At 68.1% G+C, this 23,277-nt stretch carries 24 protein-coding genes; 10 read left to right on the forward strand and 14 right to left on the reverse strand.

The genetic code is table 11. The annotated features are described in order from the left end of the window. Window positions 1–29: 29 nt before the first annotated feature. Genes AB4120_RS17500 through AB4120_RS17515 form a run of 4 tightly spaced genes read right to left on the reverse strand, consistent with a single transcriptional unit; the run spans window position 30 to window position 3,358 of the window. Entirely contained in the window at window positions 30–734 is a 705-nt protein-coding gene (locus AB4120_RS17500) for an ABC transporter ATP-binding protein (protein ID WP_149137901.1), read from the reverse strand. Continuing rightward, window positions 727–1,479 carry an ABC transporter ATP-binding protein gene (locus tag AB4120_RS17505; protein ID WP_149137902.1) on the reverse strand — a complete coding sequence of 251 codons (753 nt, stop codon included), beginning with the start codon at window positions 1,477–1,479 and terminating at the stop codon, window positions 727–729. The genes AB4120_RS17500 and AB4120_RS17505 overlap by 8 nt, the downstream gene beginning before the upstream one ends. Next, window positions 1,476–2,498: a branched-chain amino acid ABC transporter permease gene (locus AB4120_RS17510; RefSeq protein WP_441642627.1), complete on the reverse strand. Its 1,023-nt coding sequence runs from the start codon at window positions 2,496–2,498 to the stop codon at window positions 1,476–1,478. The genes AB4120_RS17505 and AB4120_RS17510 overlap by 4 nt, the downstream gene beginning before the upstream one ends. Continuing rightward, on the reverse strand, window positions 2,495–3,358 hold the full coding sequence (locus AB4120_RS17515; RefSeq protein WP_441642633.1) for a branched-chain amino acid ABC transporter permease: 864 nt from the start codon (window positions 3,356–3,358) through the stop codon (window positions 2,495–2,497). Before AB4120_RS17515 ends, AB4120_RS17510 begins: the two co-directional genes overlap by 4 nt. Window positions 3,359–3,549: 191 nt before the next feature. Between AB4120_RS17515 and AB4120_RS17520 the strand changes: the two genes are divergently transcribed. From AB4120_RS17520 to AB4120_RS17545, 6 genes are all read left to right on the forward strand, one after another. Then, window positions 3,550–4,497: an aldo/keto reductase gene (locus AB4120_RS17520; protein ID WP_441642628.1), complete on the forward strand. Its 948-nt coding sequence runs from the start codon at window positions 3,550–3,552 to the stop codon at window positions 4,495–4,497. A gap of 9 nt (window positions 4,498–4,506) precedes the next feature. After that, window positions 4,507–5,883: an NTP/NDP exchange transporter gene (locus AB4120_RS17525; protein WP_441642629.1), complete on the forward strand. Its 1,377-nt coding sequence runs from the start codon at window positions 4,507–4,509 to the stop codon at window positions 5,881–5,883. 98 nt (window positions 5,884–5,981) lie between these two features. Continuing rightward, window positions 5,982–7,088: an S-(hydroxymethyl)glutathione dehydrogenase/class III alcohol dehydrogenase gene (locus tag AB4120_RS17530; RefSeq protein WP_149137906.1), complete on the forward strand. Its 1,107-nt coding sequence runs from the start codon at window positions 5,982–5,984 to the stop codon at window positions 7,086–7,088. A gap of 11 nt (window positions 7,089–7,099) precedes the next feature. Then, window positions 7,100–7,948, forward strand: a complete 849-nt coding sequence (gene fghA, locus AB4120_RS17535) for an S-formylglutathione hydrolase (RefSeq protein WP_149139273.1) — start codon at window positions 7,100–7,102, stop codon at window positions 7,946–7,948. Between the two features lie 19 nt (window positions 7,949–7,967). Continuing rightward, on the forward strand, window positions 7,968–9,440 hold the full coding sequence (locus tag AB4120_RS17540) for an amidase (RefSeq protein ID WP_149137907.1): 1,473 nt from the start codon (window positions 7,968–7,970) through the stop codon (window positions 9,438–9,440). An 80-nt stretch (window positions 9,441–9,520) separates the two neighbouring features. Beyond that, window positions 9,521–9,769: a hypothetical protein gene (locus AB4120_RS17545; protein ID WP_149137908.1), complete on the forward strand. Its 249-nt coding sequence runs from the start codon at window positions 9,521–9,523 to the stop codon at window positions 9,767–9,769. 18 nt (window positions 9,770–9,787) lie between these two features. Here AB4120_RS17545 and msuE read toward each other — a convergent pair whose 3' ends face one another. The 9 genes from msuE to kbl all read right to left on the reverse strand — a co-directional run bounded on the left by msuE (window position 9,788) and on the right by kbl (window position 18,586). Continuing rightward, on the reverse strand, window positions 9,788–10,351 hold the full coding sequence (gene msuE / locus AB4120_RS17550; protein WP_149137909.1) for an FMN reductase: 564 nt from the start codon (window positions 10,349–10,351) through the stop codon (window positions 9,788–9,790). Between the two features lie 92 nt (window positions 10,352–10,443). Continuing rightward, entirely contained in the window at window positions 10,444–11,199 is a 756-nt protein-coding gene (locus AB4120_RS17555) for a MetQ/NlpA family ABC transporter substrate-binding protein (protein ID WP_262389880.1), read from the reverse strand. Window positions 11,200–11,352: 153 nt separating this feature from the next. Then, entirely contained in the window at window positions 11,353–12,780 is a 1,428-nt protein-coding gene (locus AB4120_RS17560) for an efflux transporter outer membrane subunit (protein WP_441642634.1), read from the reverse strand. A 41-nt stretch (window positions 12,781–12,821) separates the two neighbouring features. Then, window positions 12,822–13,697 carry an efflux RND transporter periplasmic adaptor subunit gene (locus tag AB4120_RS17565; RefSeq protein WP_187645260.1) on the reverse strand — a complete coding sequence of 292 codons (876 nt, stop codon included), beginning with the start codon at window positions 13,695–13,697 and terminating at the stop codon, window positions 12,822–12,824. Further along, complete coding sequence (locus AB4120_RS17570) at window positions 13,694–13,903, reverse strand: DUF1656 domain-containing protein (protein WP_092296794.1); 210 nt, start codon at window positions 13,901–13,903, stop codon at window positions 13,694–13,696. Before AB4120_RS17570 ends, AB4120_RS17565 begins: the two co-directional genes overlap by 4 nt. Then, window positions 13,903–15,879, reverse strand: a complete 1,977-nt coding sequence (locus tag AB4120_RS17575; protein ID WP_441642630.1) for an FUSC family protein — start codon at window positions 15,877–15,879, stop codon at window positions 13,903–13,905. The genes AB4120_RS17570 and AB4120_RS17575 overlap by 1 nt, the downstream gene beginning before the upstream one ends. Window positions 15,880–15,884: 5 nt before the next feature. Then, window positions 15,885–16,349: a MarR family winged helix-turn-helix transcriptional regulator gene (locus AB4120_RS17580; RefSeq protein ID WP_149137913.1), complete on the reverse strand. Its 465-nt coding sequence runs from the start codon at window positions 16,347–16,349 to the stop codon at window positions 15,885–15,887. A gap of 57 nt (window positions 16,350–16,406) precedes the next feature. Next, window positions 16,407–17,387: an L-threonine 3-dehydrogenase gene (locus AB4120_RS17585; protein WP_149137914.1), complete on the reverse strand. Its 981-nt coding sequence runs from the start codon at window positions 17,385–17,387 to the stop codon at window positions 16,407–16,409. Next, entirely contained in the window at window positions 17,384–18,586 is a 1,203-nt protein-coding gene (kbl, locus tag AB4120_RS17590; protein WP_149137915.1) for a glycine C-acetyltransferase, read from the reverse strand. Before kbl ends, AB4120_RS17585 begins: the two co-directional genes overlap by 4 nt. Window positions 18,587–18,684: 98 nt before the next feature. Between kbl and AB4120_RS17595 the strand changes: the two genes are divergently transcribed. Then, window positions 18,685–19,296 carry a helix-turn-helix domain-containing protein gene (locus tag AB4120_RS17595; protein ID WP_149137916.1) on the forward strand — a complete coding sequence of 204 codons (612 nt, stop codon included), beginning with the start codon at window positions 18,685–18,687 and terminating at the stop codon, window positions 19,294–19,296. A gap of 6 nt (window positions 19,297–19,302) precedes the next feature. Here the strand turns inward: AB4120_RS17595 and AB4120_RS17600 are convergent, their stop codons facing one another. Then, window positions 19,303–19,974: a GntR family transcriptional regulator gene (locus AB4120_RS17600; RefSeq protein WP_149137917.1), complete on the reverse strand. Its 672-nt coding sequence runs from the start codon at window positions 19,972–19,974 to the stop codon at window positions 19,303–19,305. A 118-nt stretch (window positions 19,975–20,092) separates the two neighbouring features. Here AB4120_RS17600 and pruA point away from each other — a divergent pair, with 118 nt between their 5' ends. The 3 genes from pruA to AB4120_RS17615 all read left to right on the forward strand — a co-directional run. After that, window positions 20,093–21,718, forward strand: a complete 1,626-nt coding sequence (pruA, locus tag AB4120_RS17605) for an L-glutamate gamma-semialdehyde dehydrogenase (RefSeq protein WP_149137918.1) — start codon at window positions 20,093–20,095, stop codon at window positions 21,716–21,718. A gap of 45 nt (window positions 21,719–21,763) precedes the next feature. Further along, complete coding sequence (locus AB4120_RS17610) at window positions 21,764–22,972, forward strand: ABC transporter substrate-binding protein (protein WP_149137919.1); 1,209 nt, start codon at window positions 21,764–21,766, stop codon at window positions 22,970–22,972. An 84-nt stretch (window positions 22,973–23,056) separates the two neighbouring features. Next, a partial coding sequence (locus tag AB4120_RS17615; protein WP_441642631.1) for an ATP-binding cassette domain-containing protein occupies window positions 23,057–23,277 on the forward strand: 221 nt, incomplete at its 3' end.

The following is a 23,277-nucleotide window of genomic DNA, read 5'->3' on the forward strand; positions in this document are numbered from 1 at the left end:
GAGTCCTATGCCGCCACCGATGCCGCCACCTATGCCGCCACGCTGACCAGCCGGTCCAGCAGCGCCCGGTCCGCCAGCAGCGCGGCGCTCTCGCCGGCATGCACCACGCGCCCCCGGTCGAGCACCATCGCGCGCTGCGTCATCGCCAGCGCCAGCCGGGCGTGCTGTTCCACCACGATCACCGCCATGCCGCTGTCCGCGATCAGCCCGGCAATCACCCGCCGCAGTTCCTGCACGATGATCGGCGCCAGCCCTTCCATGGGCTCATCCAGCAGCAGCAGCGACGGATTGACCATCAGCGCGCGCGCAATCGCCAGCATCTGCTGTTCCCCGCCCGATAACTGGTTGCCGAGGTTCTTCCGGCGCTCCTCAAGCCTCGGAAAAACCTGAAAAACGCGGGGGATGTCCCACGGCCCGGGGCGCGCCACGGCGCTCAGGTGTTCGGCCACGGTCAGCGACGGAAACACCCAGCGCTCCTGCGGCACCCAGCCGATACCGCCCTGCGCACGCCGGTGTGGCGCCATGCGGGCGAGGTCACGCCCCTGCCAGTGCAGCCGCCCGCCGCGCAGCCGCGTGAAGCCCATCAGCGTGGCCAGCAGCGTGGTCTTGCCCACGCCGTTGCGGCCCAGCAGCGCCAGGCTGTCGCCGGCGGCGAGCGTCAGGTCGATGCCGTCCAGCACCAGCGCATCGCCGTAGCCCGCGCTGACGCCCTCCATCCGCAGCAAGTCAGTCATGGGCAGCCTCCCCCAGGTACACCTCGCGCACACGCGGGTCGGCGGCGATTTCAGCCGGCGTGCCCTCGGTCAGCACGCGGCCCGCCACCAGCACCGTGATGCGCTCGGCGAAGCGGAACACCAGGTCCATGTCGTGCTCGATAAAGACGATGGTGATGTCGCGCGGCAGGCCGGCGATGACCGCGAACAGCTCCAAGCTCTCGCCCGAGGGAATGCCGGCGGCGGGTTCGTCCAGCAGCAGGATCGACGGCCGCGTGGCCAGCGCCAGCGCCATCTCCAGCAGCCGCTGCTTGCCGTAGGGCAGTTGGCGGGTCTCCACGCCGGCATCGGCGTCCAGCCGCAGCGTGGCCAGCACCGCCATGGCTTCGTCGACGAGTGCCGTCTGGGAGGCCACCGTGCGTGCCCAGATGCGTGCCGCCCCGGTGCGCTCCGCCACCGCCAGCACCACCGATTCGAGCACCGTCAGCCCCGGGAACAGCGTGTTGATCTGGAACGTGCGCGTCATGCCCAGCCGCACGCGGGCGTGCTGGGGCAGCGCGGTGATGTCCTGGTCGCCCAGCCAGATCCGCCCCGCCGAGGGCGGCAGCGCGCCGGTCAGGAGGTTGATGAAGGTGGTCTTGCCGGCACCGTTCGGGCCGATCAGCGCGTGGCGTGCGCCCGGCGCGAAACTGAGCGAGATGTCGCTATTGGCGGCGAAGGCGCCCCAGGACTTGCCGAGCCCTGCCGTACGGAGCATGGCCGTCACGGTGCCGCCCCCCGGCCCCGCCGCAGCCGGCCCGCGATGGCGCTGGCCGCGCCCATCACGCCGCCCTTGGCGAACAGCACCATCAGCACCAGTAGCAGGCCGATCCAGAACTGCCAGTAGACCGGATTGATGCCGGCCAGCACGTCCTGCGCGATCATGAACAGCGCCGCGCCGACCAGCGCGCCGTAGAGCCGGCCGGTGCCGCCGAGCACCAGCATGACCAGCAGCTCGGCCGAACGCGGGAAGCCCAGCACGTCGAGCCCGACGAACTGCGTGGTCTGGGCCAGCAGGCCGCCGGCCACCCCAGCCACCGCCGCCGACACCGTGAACACCGCCCCGAGCCGGCGCGGCACGTTGGCGCCCAGCGCCGGCATGCGCCGCACGCCCTCGCGCACCCCGCGCAGCGACAGCCCGAACGGCGATGCCACGATGCGGCGCACCGCCACGAACAGCAGGAAGGTCACCACGAGGCTATATATATAGGCAGTCTTGCCGAACAGGTCGAATTCGAACAGCCCGAGCACCTTGCCCATGGTCACGCCGGACAGCCCATCGACCCCGCCAGTCAGGAAGGCCGCCTTGTTGGCGGCCTCGAACAGCATCAGGCCGATGCCGAGCGTGACCATCAGCCGGGTCAGGTCACCGCCGCGCACCACCAGGAAGCTGCACAGCCAGCCCGCCAGCGCGGCCACGGCGCCGGCGGCCAGCAGGCCGGAAATCGGCTCGCCCCAGCCATGCGCGCCGAGCAGGCCCGCCGTATAGGCGCCCAGCCCGAAGAAGGCCGCGTGGCCCAGCGAGACGATGCCGGCGTAGCCGAGGATCAGGTCCAGCGACAGCGCAAACAGGCCGGTAATCAGGATCTGGCTGCCGAGGATCAGGTAGTCGGGCAGCAGGAAGAACACCGCCACCGGCGCGAGCCAGAAGACGATTTCGGCCGGATGCCAGCGGCCATCGGGCAGGCGGTGGCGCAGGGCGGCCGCCGGCTGGGCGGCGTGATCGGTACGCAGCACGGATTTCATGCGCGCCTCCCGAACAGCCCGGCCGGAAAGGCCACCAGCAGCACCACCATCATCGCGTAGATCACGAACGCGCCCACCGCCGGCACGTAGTACTTGCCGGCCACGTCCGCCACGCCGAGCACGATCGCCGCGAGCAGCGAGCCGCGGATGGAGCCGGCGCCGCCCACGGCCACCACCAGCAGGAAATACACCATGTACTTGAGCGGGAGGGCCGGATCGAGCCCCAGCACGTCGATGCCCAGCCCGCCACCAAGACCCGCCAGCCCCGAGCCGAGCGCGAACGTGAGGCTGAACACCCGCTCCACGTTGATGCCGAGGCCGCGCGCGGCCTGCTGGTGATCCACCGCCGCCCGCACCTGCGCCCCAAAGCGCGTGCGCGCCACCAGCCAGCCCAGCGCCAGCGTGATGACCACCACCACGCCGATCAGGAACAACCGGTAGGCGCCGAGGTCGATTCCCGCCACCTGCACCTGCCCGATCAGGAACTCGGGCAGCGCCACCGGCTGCTGGCCGGGGCCGAACAGCCACGTGGCGCCGGCCATCGCCATGAAGGTCAGGCCGATGGAGAACAGCACCTGGTCGAGGTGGCTGGCCCGGTACAGACGCCGATAGAGCGTGCGCTCCAGCACCCAGCCCACCGCCGCCGCCCCCAGGAAGGCCAGCGGCAGCGCCGCCAGGAACGGCACGCCGGCGCGGTTCATCAGCACCACGGCCACATAGCCGCCGAGCATGGCAAAGGCGCCATGGGCCAGGTTGACGAAGTTCATCAGCCCCATGGTCACGGACAGGCCAATGCTGATCAGGAACAGCAGGCTGCCGTACGCCAGGCCGTCGAACAGCACGCCAAGGAAACTCGCGATCACCGGGGTTGTCCTCCGTTTTCAGGGTTGCCGCCGGATTGTTCAGTGCGCGCCGCTTTTTTGCAATCGGGCCCCACCCGCGCGTGCCGGGTTTCGCCACCTTGTCTGGCGCGTTGTCTGGCGCGTTGTCTGGTTTACATCGCCCCGGCCACGCGCTAACGTCCTGAAACCCAACCGCGAGGGACATTGCCATGCCGATCGACCGCCGCACCTTCCTGGGACTTTCCGCCGCGCTGGCCGCCCTGCCGGCGGCCACCCCTGCCCTGGCCGCCGCGCATGCCGCCGCGCATGCCGCCGCTCATGCCGCCACCGTGGAGGCGCCGATGCGGCGCAAGATCCCGGGCACCAACGTGCAGCTGCCGGTCATCGGCATGGGCACGGCGGACACCTTCAACGTGGGCACCGGCCCCGACGAACGCGCCCCGCTCACCGAGGTCATGGCGCTGTTGCTGCAGCGCATTCCCGGCGCCGTGGTGGACACCGCGCCCAGCTACGGCAGCGCGGAAGCCGTCACCGGCGACCTCCTGCAGGCTGCCAAGGCCCGCCAGCGGGTGTTCCTGGCGACCAAGATTTCCACCAGCGTGGCGCAGGTGCCGGCGCAGTTCGCCCGCTCGCTGTCCGATCTCCACGTGGACAGCGTGGATTTGCTGCAGGTGCATAACCTGATCGACTGGCAGAACAACCTGCGCTGGCTGCGCCAGCAGAAGGAAGCCGGCAAGACGCGCAACATCGGCATCACCCACTATCGGGAAGACTCGCACGACACTCTGGCGCAGATCCTTCGGCACGAAAAGATGGATTTCCTCCAGATCAATTACTCGGTGGGCGAGCGCAATGCCGAAAAGACGCTGCTGCCGCTGTGCGAGGAACGCGGCGTGGCCGTGCTGATCAACCGGCCGTTCCAGGACGGGCGGCTGTTCAGCGCGGTAAAGGGCAAGCCCGTGCCCGACTGGGCCGGCGAGGTGGACTGCACCACCTGGGGCCAGCTGTTCCTGAAGTTCGTGGTCAGCCACCCGGCCGTGACGGCGGCTATCCCGGCCACGTCCAAGCCGCGCAATATGGCCGATAACCTCAGCGCAGCGTTCGGCCGCATGCCCGATACGCGCGAGCGGGCCCGCATTGCCGCCGCGCTGGCCTGAGCGCCGGCCATGGCTACGCCCCCGCCCTCGCCCTATTCTCCCGCCCAAGCCGACACCGCCCGCCCGCTGCAACGCGGCTTCGGCATGCGCCCCGGCGAGACCCCCGCCGTGGTGGCGGGCTTCCTGTTCTTCTTCTGCCTGTTCGCCAGCTATTTCATGCTGCGGCCCGTGCGCGAGACCATGGGCATCGCCGGCGGCGTGCAGAACCTGCAATGGCTGTTCACCGCCACCTTCGTGGTGATGCTGGTGGCCATTCCGTTCTACGGCGCCTGCTGCAAATGGTTGCCCCGGCGGCGCTTCGTGCCGTGGGTCTACGCGTTCTTCATCGCCAACCTGCTCGGCTTTGCCTTCGCCACGCGGGCGATGCCGGACAACGTGTGGCTGGCACGCGTGTTCTATGTCTGGCTCTCGGTCTTCAACCTGTTCGTGGTATCGGTGGCGTGGAGCCTGATGGCCGATGTGTTCCGTCCCGACCAGGCCAAGCGGCTGTTCGCGCTGCTGGCGGCGGGTGCCAGCGCCGGCGGGCTGGCCGGTCCGCTGCTGGGCGGCTGGCTGGTGGGAAGCATCGGGTTGACCGGGCTGATGGTGCTGTCGGCGGCGCTGCTGGCCGCCACACTGCCGGGCGCGGGCTTTCTGTTCGGCTGGCGGCGCCGCGCGGGGGCTGGCATGGCGGGCATAGGCGGTGCCGGTGCTGGGCAAGACCCGGCCGAGCCGGTCGGCGGGGGGCTCTGGGCGGGGCTGGTGCTCGTGGCGCGCTCGCGCTACCTGCTCGGCATCAGCGTGTTCGTGATCCTGCTCGCCACGGCGAGCACCTTCCTGTACTTCGAGCAGGCCAAACTCGTGGCGGCCGCGTATCCGTCGCGCGCCCAGCAGACGCAGGTCTTCAGCGCGCTCGATGCCACGGTGCAGGCGCTGACCATCGTCATCCAGCTGTTCTTCTCGGGCCGCGTGGCGCGGCGCTACGGCGTGACGGCGCTGCTGACCGGCGTGCCCGTGCTGGTGACCCTCGGCTTCCTGGCGCTGGCGGTCTGGCCGACCTTCGCGGTGCTGGCTGGTGTGATGATCGTGCGGCGCGTGGGCGAGTACGCGCTGCTGCGCCCCGGGCGCGAGATGCTGTTCACCGTGGTGGACCCGGAAACCAAGTACAAGGCCAAGAACGTTATCGACACGGCGGTCTATCGCGCCGGCGACGCGGTGAGCGCCTGGGTGCGCACCGCCATCGACGCCATCTCCGGCCACCCCGCCTCCGTGGCGCTGGCCGGCGCGGTGCTGGCCATCGCGTGGGCCTGGCTGGGCTGGTGGCTGGGCCGGCGGCATGAAGGCCAGCTGACACCCGCCGGGGACGCGCCCACCGTGCTCGCGCGCGGCGCGCCGGGCGGCCGATAATCGAGCATCCGTCTGGCCGCGCGCCGCCGATGGCCGTATAGTCGTGACCTGTTCGCGCGCCACGCGCGCTGCCCCACACGCTTGCCTAGGAGCCCCCCATGAAGACCAAAGCCGCCATCGCCTGGAAAGCCGGCGCCCCGCTGACCATCGAAGACGTCGACCTGGACGGCCCGCGCGCCGGCGAGGTGCTCGTGGAAGTCAAGGCCACCGGCATCTGCCATACCGACTACTACACACTCTCGGGCGCCGATCCGGAAGGCATCTTCCCGGCCATCCTGGGCCATGAGGGCGCCGGCATCGTCACCGACGTGGGCCCCGGCGTGACCTCGCTGAAGCCGGGCGACCACGTGATCCCCCTGTACACGCCGGAATGCCGCCAGTGCAAGTTCTGCCTGTCGCGCAAGACCAACCTGTGCCAGGCCATCCGCGCCACGCAGGGCAAGGGGCTGATGCCGGACGGCACCTCGCGTTTCTCGATCGACGGCAAGCCGATCTTCCACTACATGGGCACCTCCACCTTCGCCAACCACATCGTGGTGCCAGAGATCGCGCTGGCCAAGATCCGCCCGGACGCACCGTTCGACAAGGTCTGCTACATCGGCTGCGGTGTGACTACCGGCGTGGGCGCCGTGCTGTTCACGGCCAAGGTGGAAGCCGGCGCCAACGTGGTGGTGTTCGGCCTCGGCGGCATCGGCCTGAACGTGATCCAGGCGGCCAAGATGGTTGGCGCGGACAAGATCATCGGCGTGGACCTGAACCCGGGCCGCGAGGCGATGGCGCGCAAGTTCGGCATGACCCACTTCGTCAACCCCAAGGACGTGCCGAACGTGGTGGACCACATCGTCCAGCTGACCGACGGCGGCGCCGACTACTCGTTCGAGTGCATCGGCAACACGCAGGTCATGCGCCAGGCGCTGGAGTGCTGCCACAAGGGCTGGGGCAAGTCGATCATCATCGGCGTGGCGGAAGCCGGCGCGGAGATCTCGACGCGCCCGTTCCAGCTGGTGACGGGCCGCGAGTGGAAGGGTTCGGCGTTCGGCGGCGCACGCGGCCGCACGGACGTGCCGAAGATTGTCGACTGGTACATGGACGGCAAGCTCAACATCGACGACCTGATCACCCACACGCTGCCGCTGGACCGCATCAATGAGGGCTTCGACCTGATGAAGCGCGGCGAATCGATCCGCTCGGTGGTGCTGTACTGATGCAGACCGATCTGGAACTGCTCGCCGAGCACGGCTGCCACGGCGGCGTGCAGCGCTTCTACCGGCACCACTCGGCGGCCATCGGGCTGCCGATGCGGTTCTCGGTGTTCCTGCCGAAGGAAGCGCTGGGCACGGGCACGACCCGAGTGCCGGCGCTGTTCTACCTGGCCGGGCTGACCTGCACCGAGGAAACCTTCCCGATCAAGGCCGACGCCCAGCGCCACGCCGCCGAGCACGGCATGATGCTGATCTCGCCCGATACCAGCCCGCGCGGGGCCAACGCGCCGGGCGAGGCCGACAGCTGGGACTTCGGCGTGGGGGCCGGCTTCTACGTGGATGCCACCGAGGCGCCGTGGCACATGCACTGGCATATGGAGAGCTACGTGGCGAGCGAGCTGTTCGCCATCGCCACCACGGAGCTGCCCGGCGATGCGGCGCGCGTGGGCATCTTCGGCCATTCGATGGGCGGCCACGGGGCGCTGGTGCTGGCACAACGCTATCCGCACCGTTTCCGCTCGGTGTCCGCCTTCGCGCCGATTGCCGCGCCGATGAAGTGCCCATGGGGCGTCAAGGCGTTCAGTGGCTACCTCGGCAACGATCCGGTGCGCTGGGCCGAGCACGACGCCAGCGAGCTGATGACCGGGCAGGATGCACCGCCCTTCCCGGCCGGCATCCTGATCGACCAGGGGCTGGCCGACCGCTTCCTTGATGAGCAGTTGCATCCGGAAGCGTTCGAGGCGGCCTGCAAGGTGGCCGGCCAGCCGCTGACGCTGCGCCGCCATGCCGGCTATGACCACGGCTACTACTTTATCCAGACGTTCATTGCCGACCATATCCGGCACCACGCCGCCCAACTCTGACTCTGACGCCGAGCACGCCATGCCTTACGCCGCCGATCCCATCGTCATGCTGTCAGCGCGTGCGCTGTCGCAGGCCACCCACGGTGGCGAAGTATCTTGCCGGCAGGTCATGGCGGCCTACCTGGCCCATATCGCGCGGGTCAATCCGGGCAGCAACGCCATCGTGGCACTGCGCGACGAAGCGGCCCTGATGGCCGAGGCCGCCGCCGCCGACGAAGCGCTGGCGGCAGGCCGCTCCGCAGGCTGGATGCACGGCATGCCGCAGGCGCCCAAGGACCTGGCGATGACGCGCGGCATCCGCACCACCTTCGGCTCGCCGATCTACAAGGACAACGTGCCGGCCAGCGATGGCGTCGTGGTCGAGCGCGCGCGGCGCGCCGGGGCAATCCTGATCGGCAAGACCAATACGCCCGAGTTCGGGCTGGGCTCGCAGACGTTCAACCCGGTCTACGGCGCCACGCTGAATCCCTACGATGCCACGCGCACGGCGGGCGGCAGCAGTGGCGGCGCCGCGGCGGCACTGGCGCTGCGCATGCTGCCCGTGGCGGACGGCAGCGACTTTGGCGGCTCCCTGCGCAACCCGGCCGGCTACTGCAACGTATTCGGCTTCCGGCCCTCGGCAGGCCGCGTGCCCTACGGCCCCACGCCGGAGCTGTTCCTGCCGCAGCTTGGCTGCGAAGGGCCGATGGCACGCACGGTGGCGGACCTCGCCCTGCTGCTGGCCACGCAGGCCGGCCCCGACGCACGCACCCCGCAGGCGCTGCCGGCCGACCCGGTGCTGGCCTCGCTCACGCCGGCAAACGTGGCGGACGTGCTGCGCGCCGACCTCACCGGCAAGCGCGTAGCATGGCTGGGCGACTGGGGCGGCTACCTGCCGATGGAAGACGGCATCCTGCCGCTGTGCGAGCAGGCGCTGCGCTTCTTCCCGGACTTCGGCGTCAGCGTGGAGACCATCGGCGCGCCCTACCCGCCCGACAAGATCTGGCAGGTCTGGCTGACCCATCGGCATTTCCTCGTCGGCAACGCGCGCATGGCGCTCTACCGCAACCCGGCCACGCGTGCACAACTGAAGCCCGAGGCCATCTGGGAGATCGAAGGCGCGCTGAACCTGACCGCCAGCGACCTCTACACCGCCAGCACCGAACGTTCGGCGTGGTACAACGCGCTGCAACGCACCTTCGCCACGTTCGACTACGTGGCGGTGCCCTCGGCGCAGGTGTTCCCGTTCGATGTGAAGCAGCCGTGGCCGAAATCGATCGCCGGCCGGCAGATGGATACCTATCACCGCTGGATGGAGGTGGTGGTGGCGTGGACGCTGTCCGGCTCGCCCGTCATCAGCGTGCCGGTGGGATTCAGTGCGGAAGGATTGCCGATGGGGATGCAGCTGATCGGCCGCCCGCGCGACGACGTGGGCGTGCTGCAACTCGCCGCCGCCTATGAGCAGGCGCGCGACTGGGTGGGTAGCCGGCTGCCGCCGGCGATTGTGGACTGACTCCCAGCGGATTGATCCCAGCGGACTGACCTCGGTGCACTATCCTGAAGGCTCCCCATCCCCGTACCAAGGAGTCAGTCATGGGCACCTCACGTCACATCGCTATGGCGCTGGGCCTGCTCTTCGCGAGCGGTGCCGCGCTGGCGCATAACTGCCCCAACGAGATGAAGGCCATCGACGCGAAGCTGGCGACCAAGCCGGCGCTGTCGCAGGCCGACATGACCAAGGTCCAGAAGCTGCGTGCCGACGGCGAAGCGCAGCACAAGGCCGGCGATCACGACGCCTCGATGAAATCGCTCGGCGAGGCGAAGAAGATCCTGGGAATCTGAGCCCCGGGTCCGGCCAGGTCAGGCCACGCGCAGCAACTGGCGTGCGTGGCTGGCGAACAGCGGCGCCGCACGATCCGCCGCGAGACGAATGCGCTCCTGCAACGGGCCATTGCCCACCTGATAGCCATCGAAATCCGCCGTGGACGCGTACACGCCAATCGGCAGCGTCAGCGCCTGGAGGAAGCCGAACAGCGGGCGCAGCTGGTGCTCCAGCACCAGCGCGTGCCGGTCACTGCCGCCGGTGGCGGCCAGCAGCACCGGCGTATCGACCAGCGCGTTCATCCCGACCAGATCGAACAGATGCTTGAAGTGGCCCGGGAACGAGCCACGGTAGACCGGCGCGGCGGCGATCAGCAGGTCTGCCGATTCGATGTGCGCCAGTTGCGCCTCGATCTCCGCAGGCAGTTCCTCGCGCGACAGCGCGCCGCCCAGCGGGCGGGCAATCTCGCTCAGGTCGACGACGCGGGTGTCGAGCACGAGCCGTTCTTCCAGCGCCCCGAGCAGTGCCTCCACCAGCACCCGCGTGCGCGAGGGCTGATGGACACTGCCATTGACGGCGACGACTTTGAGGGGTGTGACCACTGGTGTACCTCCGTTGGGATCGACCCCTACCTTAGCGCCGCCGCCGCCATGGGCGAACGAAGGAATTCGAGTATGGATAGATGAAGTGCCGATCAGAACGACGGCACCATCGCGCCCTTGTACTTTTCCTTCATGAACTGGCGCACGTCTTCCGACTGGTACGCCGCCACGAGCTTCTTGACCCACGGCTTGTCCTTGTCCTGCGTGCGCACCACGATGATGTTCGCGTACGGGCTGCGGATGTCTTCCATGGCGATGGCGTCCTTGGTCGGCTGGAGGCCGGCGGCAAGCGCGTAGTTGGTGTTGATCACCGCCGCACTCACGTCAGGCAGGGCGCGCGCCAGCTGGGCGGCGTCCAGTTCCACGATTTTCAGCTTCTTCGGGTTCTCGGCCACGTCCAGCGGCGTGGCGTTCACGCCGTTGGTGCCCACGCCCGGCTTCAGCTTGATCACGCCCTGCGCGGCCAGCAGCAGCAGCGCACGGTTCTCGTTCGACGGGTCGTTCGGCACGGCCACCTTCGCGCCCTGCGGCAGGTCCTTCGGCGACTTCAGTTTCTGCGCATACATGCCCAGCGGCGAGATATAGGTGTAGCCCACGCTGACCATCTTGTAGCCGCGCTGCTTGACCTGGCTGTCCAGGTACGGCTGGTGCTGGAAGCTGTTGGCCTCCAGGTCGCCGGCGTCCAGCGCGGCGTTCGGCTGCACGTAGTCGTTGAACTCCACCACCTTCACGTTCAGGCCGTTGCGCTTGGCCACCTTCTGCACCACTTGCCAGACCTCGGCATCCGGGCCGCTCACGGTGCCCACGCGCACGGTCTGTTCCTGGGCCCCGGCGTTGCCGGCGGCCATCACGCCAAATGTCGCCACCACCACGGCGGCGGACAGGGTCTTTGCGAACGAAAGCGTCTTCATACGTCTTTTTCCTCAGGATCGAAGGCCGCGCGCGCGGATCGGCGGCGGCGGGGCCGCGTCGGGTGGACGCGGCCGGGACGAAACTTTACCTCAATGTTCCTTGCCGACCGGGTGGCTCGCCACGGCCGGCGCGTCCTGCCAGCCCCCACCCAGCGCCACGAACAGGTTGATCTGGTCCATGGCGATCTGCGCGTCCGAGGCGGCCAGCGCAGCGTCGTTGTTAGCCAGCGTGCGGTCCGCGTCCAGGCTCTGGAGGTACGGCGAGCGCCCTGCCTGATACAGCAGCCGGTTGTGCCGGGCGGCCTCGTCGGCCTTGTCGCGTGCGTCGCGCAGCGACTGGTTGCGCTCGAGTTCGTGCGTGTAGCTGGAGAGCGCGCTTTGCGTCTCGCGCAGCGCGCGCAGCACCACGCCGTCGAAGTGGGCCAGCGCGCCCTCGGCACCGGCTTCCATGTTGTGGATGCGGGCGCGCGTGCCGCTGGTCGGAATCGTCCAGGAGATCGCCGGGCCCCAGCCCCAGTGCGCGGTCGGCGCCTGGCCCAGGTGATCCAGAATACCGGTGAAGCCCGCCGAGGCGCCGATGCGGATCTGCGGATAGAGGTCCGCCGTTGCCACGCCGATCTTGGCCGTCGCCGAAGCCAGTTCACGCTCGGCCTGCCGAACGTCTGGACGGCGCTTGAGCAGCGCCGCGCCATCGCCCACCGGCAGGGCCTGGCGCAGCGTGGGCACGTGCTCGCACGCCACGCTCGACATATCCAGCGCGGTGGGCGGCTTGCCCAGCATCACGGCCAGCCGATAGGCGGCGCCTTCCTGCTCGGCACGGTACCTGGGCAGCACGGCGCGCAGCGAATCGGCCTGCGCCTGCGCGCGCAGCACGTCCGTGGGCATGCCGCGTCCCGCATCGACCATCTTCTGGGCGAGCTGCGCGCCGCGCACCTGGAGGTCGAGCTGATGCTGGGCCACGTGCAGTTCATGCGTGGCGGTGCAGCCCTGCATATAGGCACGCACGGTTTCCGCAACCACGCCCACGCGGGCCTGGTCCAGCGCGGCCTGGCTGGCCTGCGCGCCGGCCAGCGCGGCTTCGTCGGCGCGGGTGAGCTTGCCCCAGAAGTCGATCAGGTACGACACGTCGAAGCCGATGTCGCCGAAGTTCATCACCGGGATCTTTTCTTCCTTCAGCAGCGGTTCGCCGGCAATCTGGCCGCGCTCCGCGCTGGCGCGGAACTTGGCTTCGGGGAAGTTTTCCGCTTCGACCTCGTGATAGACGGCGATGGCGCGCTTCAGGTTGGCGGCGGCCACGCGCAGGTCGGTGTTGGCGACGAGCGCCTGCTTCACCAGCCCCTCGATCTTCGGGTCGTCATAGAGCCGCCACCAGTCGTTGGGCACCTCGCCGATCGACACCGCCGGGTTGTCGGCACCCTGGAACGGGCCGTTGGCGGTGGTGGCGTTGACCACGGCATCCCCGGGCACCTTGTGGTCGGGGCCGACGGTCATGCAGGCTGCCAGCGCGAGCGGCAACATCGCCGCCAGCGTGGCGCGGGTAAAGCAACTCACTGCGCTGTTCACTGCGCACCTCCTCCGGTCACCGAGACCGTGGCGGTACGGCCGGCCACCAGCCGCACATCGGCGGGCATCTGGTCGAACTGGATCCGTACCGGCACGCGCTGCGCCAGCCGCACCCAGTTGAACGTGGGATTGATGTTGGGCAGCAGGCTGTTGCTGCTGGTGCGGTCACGGTCCTCGATGCCGGCGGCGATGCTCTGCACATGGCCATGCAGCACGCCCTTCTCGCCCATGATGCGGATGTCCACCGGGCTGCCGATATGGATGCCGTGCAGCTTGGTTTCCTCGAAGTAGCCTTCCACATGGAACGACCGGGCATCGACCATCGACAGCACGGGCTTGCCGGTGCTCACGTAGTCACCCAGGCGCGGCAGGCGGTCGTTGACGTAGCCCTCCACGGGGCTCACCACGCGCGTGCGGTCCAGGTTCAGCTTGGCCACGTCCACGGCGGCTTCGGCCTGCGCCAGCGTAGCCTCGCCCTGCTGCACCTTGGCGAGCCCTTCCTCCACCACTTCACGCGACACCACCTCGGCCAGCTTCTGGCTGCGGTTCGCCTCGCGGCGGTACTGGGCCAGGCTGGCACGCATCGCGGCAGCCGTGGCCTGGGCCTGGCGCAGCGCCAGCGCGTAGCGTTCATGGTCGATCTCGAACAGCAGGTCGCCAGCCTTCACGCGCTGGTTGTCCTTGACGGCAATGCGCGTGACCAGACCCGAGACGTCGGGGGCCACCTGCACCACCTCGGCGCGGATATGCCCGTCGCGCGTCCACGGCGCCACGGTGTAGTAATCCCACAGATGCTTGACGACAACCGCGCCCACGGCGGTGACGGCCAGCGTCAGCACGACTGGCCCGAGCGAAGAGAGTTTGAATTTCATGATTGGAACCACGGCACCACGGCAACCACCCCACCCAGGACGATCGCGTACAGCGCCAGATTGAACAGAGAACGGTGCCACACGAGCTTGTAGAACCCCAGGCGCGTCAGCACTGCGCGCGCGCCACTCGTGATCGCAAAGGCGGCCAGCATCCACACCAGCAGGCTGGGGATGAACACGCCATAAAGACTGAATTCGCCGGGCATCAGGCGCCTCCGGTAACAGGAGCCGGCATCACGGCCGGCGGGAACAGTGCCACTTGCATCTCCACCAGGGCAGCCAGCGCGATGCGCGACTGCACCTTGCGCTGCGCGTTGGCCAGCCGCGTGTGCAGCGCCGGCGGCGGTGCGTCGCGCTTGCCGTCCAGCCGCGCCTGGTAGTAGCCGGCCACGCTGCGCAGCACGCGCTTGACCGCATGCTGCTCGGGCGCGGACATGGCGGCCATCTCGCGCTGGAGCGCCAGCGTGGTCAGCTCCACGCGGACCTCGCTGAAGCCATCGGGCGATACTTCGCTCTCGCTGGCCGCCAGCCGGGGCACCAGTTGCGCCAGCCGGTCCAGCATGCGCGCGCGCAGCCGGGTGTGTTCCTCGGGGCGCGCGCCCACCGCGTTGTCGGCGATATCGCCCCAGCTGGCCCGCACCAGCCGGCGCGTGGCGGCCGCCGTGCCGAACGGCCGCATCACCAGCGTCCAGACCAGCGCGAACGCGATGCCAGCGATGCCAGCGATATTGCTGTTGAAGAAGGTATGGAAGTTCGCGCTGTAGGCGCCCGAGATGCCGATGTCGTTGGCCGTGACCACCGCCAGCGGCATGCCGATCATCGCCAGGCGCGGCTGCGCCACCAGCAGGCCGATGATCAGGTACGGCACGGCGAACATCAACACCAGCATCTCGAAGTCATGCGCCACGGGCAGCACGGCGAACAGGAAGACCATCGAGATCACCATGCACACCACGTTCCAGTTGAAGAACGACTGGATCATCGGCGCAGGTTCGTCCAGGGCGGCGAAGAAGCAGCACGACACCGCGCCCAGCGCCACCGCGCCGGCGCCATCGGCCCAGCCCATGTGGATCCACAGCATGCCCATGGCGAAGATCGACAGCGCCACCGTGACGGTGGAGAACAGCAGCAGGCCGTGGTCGTAGTGGCGGGTCTGGCCGACGTCCCAGCGCCGGAACTCGGGCACCCAGCCCCCGCGCACATCGCGCTCGCCCATGCTCCGGCACAGGGACACGCAGTCGCGCCACAGCGCCACCATCTGTTGCAGGCGGTCTTCGGCGGCGGTGACCAGCGCGGCGTCCCAGCCCAGTTCCAGCGGCGTACTGGTCAGCACGGGCGGCGTATCCACCGCCCCGCCCTGAATCCACGCGCGGGCCGCTTGGGTCTGGGCACGCAGGGTGTCCGGCAAGCCGCCGGCGGCCTGGAGCGATTCCACGATGGACGCCAGCGAGGACATCACCGGCAGCAGCATCGTCATGCGCCCGCGCAGTTCACGCGCGGCACGCACCCGGGCGATGCTCTCGGTGTCGTAGCCCAGCTGGCTGATGAGTTGATCGAGGGCCAGGATGTCGGCGGCCAGGCGGTGGCGGCTCTGGTGGCGCGTGACCTGCATGCCAGGGCTGGGCGAGAGCATGTCGCCGGCCCAGAGCGCGGCGTCGGCCATCCACTGGCGCGACTTGTGGCGCAGCACGTCCGCCACGCTCGCCGGAAACACCACGGCGCCAACCACGGCCGCACACAGGATGCCCAGGCTGATTTCCTCGGCCCGGGCAATGGCGATATCGAAGATGGCGGCGGGATTGTCCACCGCCGGCAGCGCCACCAGCGGCAGCGTGTAGGCGGCCAGCATGAAGACGTAGCTGCGCGGGGTGCGGTGCAACAGGGCGATGTAGAGCAGGCAGCCGGTCCAGAGCGCCACGGCGCCCATCAGCAGCGGCGGCGAATTGACCAGCGAGGGCACCATCGCCACGCCGGCCGCGGCGCCCATCAGCGTGCCGAGCACGCGGTACAGCGCCTTGGAGCGCGTGGCGCCGGTCAGCGGATGTGCCACCACGTAGACGGACGCCATCGCCCAGTACGGGCGCGGCAGGCCCATGTACATCGCGATCCAGAGCGCCAGCATGGCGGCGGCAAACGCCTTGAACGAGAAAACCCAGTCCCGTGCGGATGGCCAACTACCCATGATGCTCAGGACTCCAGCTTGGCCGCCGCGGAAGCGGCCCCTGAGGCCTTGTACAAGGCGTCCAGCACGCGCAGCGTGGCTTCCAGGTCAGCCTCGCTGATCTCGGCGAACACTTCGGCACGCAGTTGCTTGAGTTCGGCTTCGATCTGTTCGGCCATGCGCTCACCGGCGTCGGTGAGCGAGAGCACGTTGGCGCGGCGGTCGCTGGGGTCCACCTCGCGGCGGACCAGCCCGGCGGCGCTCAGTTGATCCACCAGACGGACCAGCGTGGCGCCTTCCACGCCGACGTAGTCCGCCAGCGTCACCTGGCGCACGCCGCCACCGAGGCGCCGAATGAAAAGCAGCGGCGCGGCGGCCGCGGCGGAGATACCGTGTGCCGTTACCGACGCCTGGCTGATCTGGCGCCACTGGCGGCCCGCCAGCATGAGCTGGCCGGTGAACGAGAAAAGGAGGGCGTCTATCTTTGGCATGGGCCGAATGATAGACGTGAATTAATTAGAATGCAAACTATTTCTTTGCGAACTAGTTCAGGTGGCGTGGGCGGCGCTTGCCTGGGTTGTCGCCTTGAGGTTCTCCAGCATGTCGTCGACCATTTCCGCGAGGCCGAATTTCGGCTGCCAGCCCCAGTCGGTGCGCGCAGCGCTGTCGTCGATCGAATCCGGCCAGCCCCGGGCGATGGCCTGCCGGTAGTCCGGGGCATAGCGCATGACGAAGTCCGGCACCCGGCGGCGGATCGCCTCGGCAATCTCGGCCGGGGTGAAACTCATGCCGGCGAGGTTGTAGCTGCCCCGCTCGCGGATTGACTCGCGCGGCGCTTCCATCAGCTCCAGCGTGGCGCGGATCGCGTCGGGCATATACATCATCGGCAGCCGCTCGTCGGACTCCAGAAAGCAGTCGTACGGTTCGCCGCGCACCGCGTGGTGGAAGATATCGACCGCATAGTCAGTGGTGCCGCCGCCCGGCGGGGTCTTGTGCGAGATCAGCCCCGGATAGCGCACGCTGCGCACGTCCACACCGTGGTTCTCGAAGTACCAGCGACACCAGCCCTCGCCCGCCTGCTTGGAAATGCCGTAGACCGTGGTCGGCTCCATGATGGTTTTCTGCGGGGTGTTCACGGCGGGCGTGGTGGGGCCGAACGCGGCGATCGAACTGGGCCAGAACACGCGCTCGATGCCCTGCTGGCGCGCCAGTTCCAGCACGTTCAGCAGCCCGGTCATGTTCAGGTTCCACGCCCACTGCGGCGCCTTCTCGCCCGTGGCGGAAAGCGCGGCGGCCAGCAGGTAGATCTGGGTGATGCCGTGGCGCTCCACCACCGTGGCCAGTTCGCCCCGGTCGGTCACGTTCAGCATCTCATGGGCGATATGCACGTGGCGGCCGGTGGGCACCACGTCCGAGGTGACCACATGCTCGCGCCCGTGCCGCTCGGCCAGCGCCAGCGCGAGTTCGGAACCCAGTTGCCCGTTGGCGCCGATAATCAGAATCTGCGGCTTGCTCACTGCCTGGCTCATCGAATCAGCCCCAGTTCACGGCCGGCCTGCGCGAAGGCGTCCAGCGCGCGTTGCAGCGTGGCTTCGTCGTGCACCGCGCTCAGCTGCACGCGGATGCGCGCCTGGCCCTTCGGCACCACGGGGTAGAAGAAGCCCACCACGTAGACGCCCAGCGCCAGCAGCCGCTCGGCAAGCTGCTGGGCTTTCTCAGCATCGTAGACCATGATCGGGACGATCGGATGGTCGCCCGGCTTGGTGTCGAAGCCCAGCGCGGCAATGCCCCGGCGGAAGAACGCGGTGTTGCGCTCGAGCCGGTCGCGCAGGTCTGTGCTGGCCTCCAGGATGTCCAGCACGGCAATGCTGGCGCCGACGATTGCCGGGGCCACGGTATTCGAGAACAGATACGGACGCGATCGCTGACGCAGCAGTTCCACCACTTCCTTGCGGCTGCTGGTGAAGCCGCCAGAGGCGCCGCCCAGCGCCTTGCCGAGCGTGCCGGTGATGATGTCGATCTTGCCGAACACGCCGCGCGCCTCGTGCGTGCCGCGCCCGCGCGCGCCCATGAAGCCGGTGGCGTGGCATTCGTCGATGCCGAGCAGCGCGCCGAACTCATCGCAGATCGCACGGATTTCATCGAGCCGCGCCACGGTGCCGTCCATCGAGAACACGCCGTCGGTGAACACCAGCTTGAAGCGCGCGCCGTCGGCATCGGCCTGTTGCAGCTGGGCGCGCAGGTCGTCAAGGTCGTTGTGCTGGTAACGGTAGCGGCGCGCCTTGGAGAGCCGGATGCCGTCGATGATCGACGCATGGTTCAGCGCATCGCTGATGACGGCGTCGTCCGGGCCCAGCAGGGTCTCGAACAGGCCGCCATTGGCGTCGAAGGCGGAGCCGTAGAGGATGGTGTCCTCAGTACCGAGGAAGCGGGCCAGCCGCGCCTCCAGCGTCTTGTGGAGGTCCTGCGTGCCGCAGATGAAGCGCACCGAGCTGAGGCCGAAGCCGTGGGTGCGCAAGGCTTCGTGGGCGGCCTCGATCACCTGCGGGTGCGAGGACAGCCCCAGGTAGTTGTTGGCGCAGAGGTTGATTACTTCCCGGCCGTCAGCGGTGCGGATGACCGCGCCCTGCGGCGTGGCGATGATGCGCTCGCGCTTGTACAGCCCCGCGTCGCGGATGGCATCCAGTTCCGCGCGGATGGATGCATAGAAGGTCTCGGCACTCGACATGGCCCGGCTCCCGGTGGTAGTGTCTCGGTCGTTCGATTCGATAAATCGAACATGTTCTATATAACGAACGGTTCGTGCACTATAACGAACACATGACGATGACGCAACCCTCCCCGCCCAACATCCCCAAGCCGCCTGCTCAGTCCGATGGGCCGCCCGCCGTGGGAGGCGCGCTCCAGGCGCTGCGGCAGGCCCAGCAGCTGTCGCTGGACGACCTTTCGCGCCGCGCCGGTGTCTCCAAGTCTATGCTGTCCCAGATCGAACGGAATCTCACCAATCCGACGGTGGCCGTGCTGTGGCGGCTGGCCAACGCGCTGGGCGTGAATTTGGCAGACTTCCTGGCCAATGGCGCGGTGAGCGCGCCGGCGCCGGCGATTGCCGTGGTGCAGCCGCACGCCATCCCGGCGCTGAAAAGCCCGGACGGGCGCTGCGAACTGCGCATCCTCGGGCCGATCGACCTGGCAGGGAAATTCGAGTGGTATGAGCTGACGATCCAGCCCGGTGGCGTGCTGGCGTCCGAGCCGCATGACGCGGGCACGCAGGAGCACCTGTCGGTGCTGAGCGGGTCAATGACCGTGCGTGCCGCGGAGGACGAGAAAAAACTGAAGCATGGCGATACCGCGCGTTATGGCGCGGACGTGGCCCATGCCATCGCCAATCCGGGCAAGAGTGCCGCCACGGCGCTGCTCGTGGTGGTGCACCCCGCCTGATTTGATTTAATCCACTTCCTTCATCCGCTCGCTGGCGAGCAGATTGCGCTTGGTCTCGAGGATGTGCTCCTCGAGCAGCGACGCCACCTTCTCGGCATCGCGCGCCTTGCACGCTTCCAGAATGCGATAGTGGTCCGCCTGCGGGCCTTCCTTGCCGGTGGCCATCGACATCTGCTCGTGCGTGTAGCGGTCGGTGTTCAGGCAGAACTCCTCGATCAGCCGCCGCAGCCGCTTGTTGTTGGCCGGCGCGCACAGCGCCAGGTGGAAGCGCCGGTTGTACTCGGCCCACTCCACGAGCGACTCCGACTGCGAGTACGCGTCCAGAATCTCCTGCATCTGCTGGAAATCCTGCTGAACCATGTTCGGCACGCCGATGCGCGCCGCGTGGCATTCCAGGGCGACGCGGATATCTAGCAGCTCGCAGATCTGCGTCGCATCCATGCCTGACACCACCGCGCCACGGTTGCGCTGGTAGGTGACGAGCCCTTCCGTTTCCAGTTGGCGCAGCGCTTCCCGCACGGGAATGCGACTCGCTTTGAAGCGCTCCGCCAGCGCGTCCTGGCGCAACTGCGCCCCCGCCGGCAACGTGCCTTTCTGAATTTCGTAGCGAAGCTGATCGCGAATGATCTGGGGTAAACCCTTGGTAGGGGCGCTTGCGCGGCCCGTTTGCGTGGACATGGGAGGTGCTGGAGATCGGTATGCGATTCGAGTGAGGCCCCTATTGTGCCTGAATATCCCGACTGCTAAACTGGATCCAATTTATTAGTGTTCATATCCAAAGAAGCGCGTAACGTATATGTCTGCAAACAATTTCTATCCAAAATCCATCAATGAAACGGTCCTGAACTACGCCCCGGGCAGCGCCGAACGCATCGCGCTGACGGCGGAACTCGACAAGCAGCAAGGCCTGGTGCGCGAGATCCCGGCCATCGTGGGCGGCGAGCGCATCCGCAGCGGCGATATCACCGACGTGCGCGCCCCACACGCTCACGCCCACCGCCTGGGCGAGGTCCACAACGCCGGCCAGGCCACCATCCACGCCGCCATCGACGCCGCAGTGGCCGCCCAGCGCGACTGGGCCAACGCCACGCTGGCCGAGCGCTCCGCCGTCTTCCTCAAGGCCGCCGACCTGCTGGCAGGCCCGTGGCGCGCCCGCCTGAACGCGGCGACCATGCTCGGCCAGAGCAAGACCGCCTACCAGGCCGAAATCGACTCGGCCTGCGAGCTGATCGATTTCCTGCGCTTCAACGTGCAGTTCGCGCACGAACTGGCGGCCGGCCAGCCGATTTCGTCGCCGGGCATGCGCAATCACCTCGAATACCGCCCGCTGGAAGGCTTCGTCTACGCCGTCACGCCGTTCAACTTCACCGCCATCGGCGGCAACCTGGCCATCGCGCCGGCGCTGATGGGCAATACCGTGCTGTGGAAGCCGGCTGCCACGGCCTCGCTGTCGAACTTTCTCTTCATGGAGCTGCTCGAAGCCGCCGGCCTGCCGAAGGGGGTCATCAACTTCCTGCCGGGCGACCCGGTAGCCATCAGCGGCGCCGTGCTGGCGCGGCCTGAACTGGCCGGCATCCACTTCACCGGCTCGACGGCCGTGTTCGACACGCTGTGGGGCGAGGTAGGCCGCAGTGTCTCGCGCTACCGCAGCTATCCGCGCCTGGTCGGCGAGACCGGCGGCAAGGACTTCGTGCTCGCCCACCCGTCCGCCGATGCCGACACGCTGGCCGTGGCGCTGCTGCGCGGCGCCTTCGAGTACCAGGGCCAGAAGTGCAGCGCGGCGTCGCGCGCCTACATCCCCGCCTCGCTGTGGCCGGCCGTGCGCGAGCGCGTGGTGGCGATGGCCGAGACCATCCAGATGGGCGATGTGACCGACTTCACCAACTTCATGGGCGCCGTGATCGACCGCCGCGCGTTCGACCGCATCCATGGCCACCTGCAACGCGCCGCCAGCGACAGCGCCGTGAAGCTGGTCACCGGCGGCAAGGCCGACGACAGCGTGGGCTACTTCATCACGCCGACCGTGCTCCAGGTAGACAACCCGCACCACACACTGATGGAAACCGAACTGTTCGGCCCGGTGCTGTCGGTCTACGTCTACGCCGACGCGCACTGGCCCGAGGTGCTCGAACTGGTCGACGGCACGAGCCCCTACGCACTGACCGGCGCAATCTTTGCGAGGGACCGCGCGGCCATTGCCCAGGCTTCCAACGCGCTGCGCTTCGCCGCCGGCAACTTCTACATCAACGACAAGCCGACCGGTGCGGTGGTCGGCCAGCAGCCGTTCGGCGGCGCACGCCGCAGTGGCACCAACGACAAGGCCGGTTCGCCGCTGAACCTGCTGCGCTGGGTGTCGCCGCGCACGGTCAAGGAAACGTTCGTGCCGCCTGCCGACTACCGGTACGCGCACATGGCGGTCTGAGCAGCCGCCCAGCTTTTCTAGCAACACCACCACGGAGAAGAAGAGATGAAGCGAGCCACCCTGCTGTCCGCCCTGGCGTTCAGCCTTTCCACGTTTGCCGGCGCCGCCAGCGCGGCGATTTCCGGAGACGTCGTCAAGATCGGCGTCATGACCGACCTGTCGGGCGTCTACCTTGACTATGCCGGCAAGGGTTCGGTCGAGGCCGCCAAGCTGGCCATCGAGGATTTCGGCAATGGGCTGCCGGGCAAGAAGATCGAGCTGGTCACCGCCGACCACCAGAACAAGGCGGACATCGGCAGCGCCAAGGCGCGCGAGTGGATCGACCGTGACGGCGTCGATGCCATCGTCGACCTGCCGAACTCGTCGGTCGCGCTCGCCGTCTCGCGCATCGCGTCCGAGAAGAAGCGTATCTCGCTGATTACCGGTGGCGCCAACCTGCGCCACACCAACGAAGAGTGCTCGCCGTACATCGTCCACTATGTGTATGACACGTACGCACTCGCCAACGTGGCCGGCAAGGCCATGGTCAAGCAGGGCCTCAAGAGCTGGTACTTCCTGACGGCCGACTATGCGTTCGGCCAGTCGCTGGAAACCGCCACGGCGGATGTGGTGAAGGCCTCGGGCGGCACGGTCACCGGCAACATCAAGCACCCGCTGAACGCGTCGGACTTCTCGTCGTTCATCCTCCAGGCCCAGGCCAGCAAGGCCCAGGTGGTGGCGCTGGCCAACGGCGGCGGTGACACCATCAACGCCATCAAGGCGGCCAACGACTTCGGCCTGCCGCGCAACCAGACCCTGGTGGGCCTGCTGATGACCATCAGCGACGTGCACAGCCTGGGCCTGAAGCTGACGCAGCGCATGAAGCTGACCGACGCCTGGTACTGGGACCTGAACCCGCAGACGCGCGAATTCGGCGCACGCTTCTTCGCCCGCATGAAGCGCATGCCGAACATGGTGCATGCCGGCACGTACTCGGCCGTGCTGCAGTACCTGAAGGCCGTGCAGGCCACCGGCAGCGACGATTCGGACACCGTGATGGCGGCGCTGAAGAAGGCCAAGATCAACGACGCGTTCGCCAAGAACGGCTATATCCGCGCCGACGGCCGCATGATGCATGACATGTACCTGATGGAAGTGAAGGCGCCGAGCGAGTCCAAGACGCCGTGGGACTACCTCAAGCTCGTGGCCACCGTGCCGGCCGAGGAAGCCTTCCAGCCGCTGTCGCAGTCGCGCTGCCCGCTGGTGAAGAAGTAAATAGACGACAGCCATGGTTCGCTCTCCTCTCCTGCCGCTTTCTCGCAGACGGAGGGGAGCCCACCGGCAGCCTATAAGAGACTCATGCAAACCAACGTACTAGAAGTCCGCAACCTGACCAAGTCCTTCAAGGGCTTTACGGCGGTCAGCGGCGTGGACCTGCAGGTGCGGCGCGGCTCGATCCACGCATTGATCGGCCCCAACGGCGCAGGCAAGACGACCTGCTTCAACCTGCTTACCAAGTTCCTGGAGCCGACCACCGGCACCATCCTTTTCAACGGCATCGACATCACCCGCGAGAGGCC

It is taken from the genome of Cupriavidus sp. 2KB_3 (assembly GCF_052115685.1).
Taxonomy (GTDB): domain Bacteria; phylum Pseudomonadota; class Gammaproteobacteria; order Burkholderiales; family Burkholderiaceae; genus Cupriavidus; species Cupriavidus campinensis.

Excerpts from the sequence above, each read along its gene's own strand:
- AB4120_RS17500 (WP_149137901.1), bottom strand. The coding sequence starts at position 734 with ATGACTGACTTGCTGCGGATGGAGGGCGTCAGCGCGGGCTACGGCGAT.
- AB4120_RS17510 (WP_441642627.1), bottom strand. The coding sequence starts at position 2,498 with ATGAAATCCGTGCTGCGTACCGATCACGCCGCCCAGCCGGCGGCCGCC.
- AB4120_RS17520 (WP_441642628.1), top strand. The coding sequence starts at position 3,550 with ATGCCGATCGACCGCCGCACCTTCCTGGGACTTTCCGCCGCGCTGGCC.
- AB4120_RS17525 (WP_441642629.1), top strand. The coding sequence starts at position 4,507 with ATGGCTACGCCCCCGCCCTCGCCCTATTCTCCCGCCCAAGCCGACACC.
- AB4120_RS17530 (WP_149137906.1), top strand. The coding sequence starts at position 5,982 with ATGAAGACCAAAGCCGCCATCGCCTGGAAAGCCGGCGCCCCGCTGACC.
- AB4120_RS17540 (WP_149137907.1), top strand. The coding sequence starts at position 7,968 with ATGCCTTACGCCGCCGATCCCATCGTCATGCTGTCAGCGCGTGCGCTG.
- AB4120_RS17545 (WP_149137908.1), top strand. The coding sequence starts at position 9,521 with ATGGGCACCTCACGTCACATCGCTATGGCGCTGGGCCTGCTCTTCGCG.
- AB4120_RS17555 (WP_262389880.1), bottom strand. The coding sequence starts at position 11,199 with ATGGCCGCCGGCAACGCCGGGGCCCAGGAACAGACCGTGCGCGTGGGC.
- AB4120_RS17560 (WP_441642634.1), bottom strand. The coding sequence starts at position 12,780 with ATGTTGCCGCTCGCGCTGGCAGCCTGCATGACCGTCGGCCCCGACCAC.
- AB4120_RS17565 (WP_187645260.1), bottom strand. The coding sequence starts at position 13,697 with ATGAAATTCAAACTCTCTTCGCTCGGGCCAGTCGTGCTGACGCTGGCC.
- AB4120_RS17570 (WP_092296794.1), bottom strand. The coding sequence starts at position 13,903 with ATGCCCGGCGAATTCAGTCTTTATGGCGTGTTCATCCCCAGCCTGCTG.
- AB4120_RS17575 (WP_441642630.1), bottom strand. The coding sequence starts at position 15,879 with ATGGGTAGTTGGCCATCCGCACGGGACTGGGTTTTCTCGTTCAAGGCG.
- AB4120_RS17580 (WP_149137913.1), bottom strand. The coding sequence starts at position 16,349 with ATGCCAAAGATAGACGCCCTCCTTTTCTCGTTCACCGGCCAGCTCATG.
- AB4120_RS17585 (WP_149137914.1), bottom strand. The coding sequence starts at position 17,387 with ATGAGCCAGGCAGTGAGCAAGCCGCAGATTCTGATTATCGGCGCCAAC.
- kbl (WP_149137915.1), bottom strand. The coding sequence starts at position 18,586 with ATGTCGAGTGCCGAGACCTTCTATGCATCCATCCGCGCGGAACTGGAT.
- AB4120_RS17595 (WP_149137916.1), top strand. The coding sequence starts at position 18,685 with ATGACGCAACCCTCCCCGCCCAACATCCCCAAGCCGCCTGCTCAGTCC.
- AB4120_RS17600 (WP_149137917.1), bottom strand. The coding sequence starts at position 19,974 with ATGTCCACGCAAACGGGCCGCGCAAGCGCCCCTACCAAGGGTTTACCC.
- pruA (WP_149137918.1), top strand. The coding sequence starts at position 20,093 with ATGTCTGCAAACAATTTCTATCCAAAATCCATCAATGAAACGGTCCTG.
- AB4120_RS17610 (WP_149137919.1), top strand. The coding sequence starts at position 21,764 with ATGAAGCGAGCCACCCTGCTGTCCGCCCTGGCGTTCAGCCTTTCCACG.